General features: G+C 65.1%; 3 protein-coding genes. All 3 read right to left on the reverse strand.

The genetic code is table 11. The annotated features are described in order from the left end of the window. The 3 genes from R3X27_RS25330 to R3X27_RS25340 all read right to left on the reverse strand — a co-directional run bounded on the left by R3X27_RS25330 (position 1) and on the right by R3X27_RS25340 (position 3,081). Positions 1 to 1,263, reverse strand: coding sequence for an ABC transporter permease (locus tag R3X27_RS25330; protein WP_317711692.1), 1,263 nt, complete (start codon positions 1,261 to 1,263; stop codon positions 1 to 3). Next, positions 1,260 to 2,066, reverse strand: a complete 807-nt coding sequence (locus tag R3X27_RS25335; RefSeq protein ID WP_317711693.1) for an ABC transporter ATP-binding protein — start codon at positions 2,064 to 2,066, stop codon at positions 1,260 to 1,262. Before R3X27_RS25335 ends, R3X27_RS25330 begins: the two co-directional genes overlap by 4 nt. A gap of 79 nt (positions 2,067 to 2,145) precedes the next feature. Continuing rightward, entirely contained in the window at positions 2,146 to 3,081 is a 936-nt protein-coding gene (locus tag R3X27_RS25340; RefSeq protein WP_317711694.1) for an ABC transporter substrate-binding protein, read from the reverse strand. Positions 3,082 to 3,087: the final 6 nt, after the last annotated feature.

The raw sequence follows: 3,087 nt of genomic DNA on the forward strand, positions 1-3,087 counted from the left end.
TCAGGCGCGGCCTTTCCACGGGACGAGGATGCGTTCGGCGATGCGCATGAGGATGTCGATGCCGTAGCCGATGATGCCGATCAGGATGATGCCCATGATCACGATGTCGGTGAGCTGGAACTTCGAGGCCGCGATGATCATCATCCCCGCCCCCTTCTGTGCCGCCACAAGCTCGGCCGCGACAACCGTGCCCCAGCACACACCCATCGCAACCCGCGCGCCGGTGAAGATCTCCGGCAGCGAGTTCGGCACGATCACATGCTGCAGAACCTGCCGCTTGCTCGCCCCCAGCGAATAGGCCGCGTGCACCTTCGAGATGTTCACACCCGACACCCCTGCCCGCGCCGCGATCGTCATGATCCAGAGCGCGGCCAGGAACAGCAGCACGATCTTGCCCGTCTCCCAGATCCCGAACCAGATGATCACCAGCGGGATCAGCGCCAGCGGCGGCACCGGGCGCATGAACTCGACAATCGGGTCGAACCAGCCCCGCACCCAGCCCGACAGACCCATCGCATAGCCCAGCGGGATGCCCACAAGCGAGCCGAGCACGAAGCCCGCGACAACCCGCAAGAGCGACCAGCCCAGGTGCTCCCAGAGCGTGAAGTTCTGGTAGCCCTCGGTCGCGATCTCGAAGAACCGGTCCAGCACGGCCTCGGGCGGCGGCATCCAGATCGGCTCCATCTGCAGCCCCTTGGCCGGCTCGAAATTCAGCGAGCCCTTGGCCGTCATCGTCACCGCGCCGTCGGAGACCTTGACCCGCTCGCCCGGCGCGATCGGCTTGCCGTCCACGGCCGTGACCGTCGCCCCCTCGCCGTCATTGCCCACCGCCTTGATCAGCACCGAGCGCCAGGCGCCGACAGACGCGCTGTCATTGGCCGCGAAGCCGCTCCCGGGATCGATCTCGGCCGGCTTCACCTTCTCGCCCACCGGATGGACAAGGATATCGACCCGCGCCTCATCCGTCGTCCCGGAAGCGTCGGTCGCGGTGTAGCTGAAGCTGGTCTCGCCCATGAACGGCCCCGGCACGTGGAACGGCGCCCATTTGGAGCCCGTGAACGCCGCCCAGATGATGAAGATCACCAGGATCGAGAAGATCGAGCCCCAGCGGTCCGGCCGAATGGCGCTCTCGTCGCCAAAGGTCACCGTCTTGAGCGAGGTGTAGTCATGTTCCTTCTTGCTGAGCGAGCGGATCAGCCGGGCGAGGAAAAAGCCGCCGACAAAGAGCCCGACATAGATGCCAAGCAGGACAAGCCCGGTCATGCCACATCCTCCGCGCGACCCATGATTTCCTCTTCCATCTCCCAGATCATCGACAGGATCTCGTCCCGCGTCTCGGCGAAGGCGGGGTCCTTCTTGACCTCGCGCAAGTCGGCCCCGACGCCGCGATCGGCGAAGGGAAGGTTGTATTCGCGATAGATCCGACCGGGACGCGGCGCCATCACGATCAGCCGTTCGCCCAGAAGCAGCGCCTCCTCGACCGAATGGGTGATCAGGATCACCGTCTTGCCGGTCTCTTTCCAGAGCTTGAGCACAAGCCCCTGCATCTTCTCCCGCGTCAGCGCGTCCAGCGCGCCCAGCGGCTCGTCCATCAGGATCACGTCCGGATCATTGGCCAGGCAGCGCGCCAGCGCCACCCGCTGCTGCATGCCGCCCGACAGCTCGTAAACCGCCTTCTCCTTGAAGTCCTGCAGGCCCACGACCTCCAGCAGGTGATCGACGATCCCGTCCCGCTCGGCCTTGGCCATGCCCTTCATCCGCGGGCCGAAATCCACGTTCTTGCGCACGCTCATCCACTCGAAAAGCGCGCCCTTCTGGAACACCATGCCGCGCTCGGCATCGGGGCCGGTGACCGTGTGGCCGTTCATCCGGACCTGCCCGTCGGTCGGCGCCAGGAAGCCGGCGACGATGTTCAGCAGCGTGGTCTTGCCGCAACCAGAGGGGCCAAGGACCGAGACGATCTCGCCGGTATTGATCTCCAGCGACACATCCCTGAGCGCCAGCACGTGGTCATTGTTGGGCAGGTCGAAACGCATCGTCAGATGCTCGATATGCAGGCCGTCCATCAGGGGCGGTTCTCCGGACTTGGGGAAGGGAAGGCATCGGAAAAAAGGGGGGGCCGCTGTGCCGCGGCCCCCACGTCAATCACATCTCGCCGACGCTGGTCAGCGGGCCGGGGGCCACCGCGTCTTCATAGGACTCGAGCGCGGCGGGGATGGAACCGGCCTCCTGGAAGACCTGCGCCACGCCGAGCATGAAAGCCGGCAGGCCGCCGCCGAGCCATTTCTCGCCCAGCTGCTCCTCGACCGAGGGGAATTCGAAGGTCCCGATGGTCGCCTCGGTGGCCTCCAGATCCATGCCCGCATCCTTGGCGATCACTTCCAGCATCTCGGCCTTGGTCTCGCCCGCGTTCCACATCGCGTTGGCCTTGGCGGTGACAGCCAGGAAGGCCTCCAGCGTCTCGGCCCCTTCCGCCACGAAATTCGCCGGCGCCGAGGTCACGTCGACCACGAGGATGCCAAGCTCTTCCTTCTCCGCGCCGGTCAGCAGCACATTGCCATGCTCCAGCATCCGACGCAGGCCGCCGCCCCAGCCGCAGACCATGTCGAGATTGCCCTGCGCAAAGGCCGCCGCGCCATCGGCCGGCGCCATGTCGACGATCTCCATCGAGGTGATATCGACGCCGAAATGGCTCATCTGCTTGAGGAAACCGTAATGCGCGGCGGTGCCGATCGGCACACCGACCTTCTTGCCCTCAAGCTCCTTGGCGCTGTCCTTGTCGATCTCCAGCGCCTCGGCGACGACGCAATTGTCATTCTCCGAATAGGACACGGCGATATCGACAATCTGCAGATCCTGCCCGGCCGAGGTCGCGACCACGAAGGGCGGCAACCCCTGGCTCACGGAGATCTGCACATCCCCCGACGCCATCGCCGCCGACATCGCCGTCCCGGTATCGAAGGAAACCCAGTTCACCTCCATCCCGAGCGCCTCGTCATACATCCCAGTCGCCTTCGCGTACTGAAACGGCATCGGCCATTCCAGAAAATACCCAACCGTAAGATCTGCAGCAGACGCAATCGGGGC

Origin of the sequence: Tropicimonas sp. TH_r6, from assembly GCF_033101155.1 — a bacterium.
GTDB lineage: Bacteria > Pseudomonadota > Alphaproteobacteria > Rhodobacterales > Rhodobacteraceae > Tropicimonas.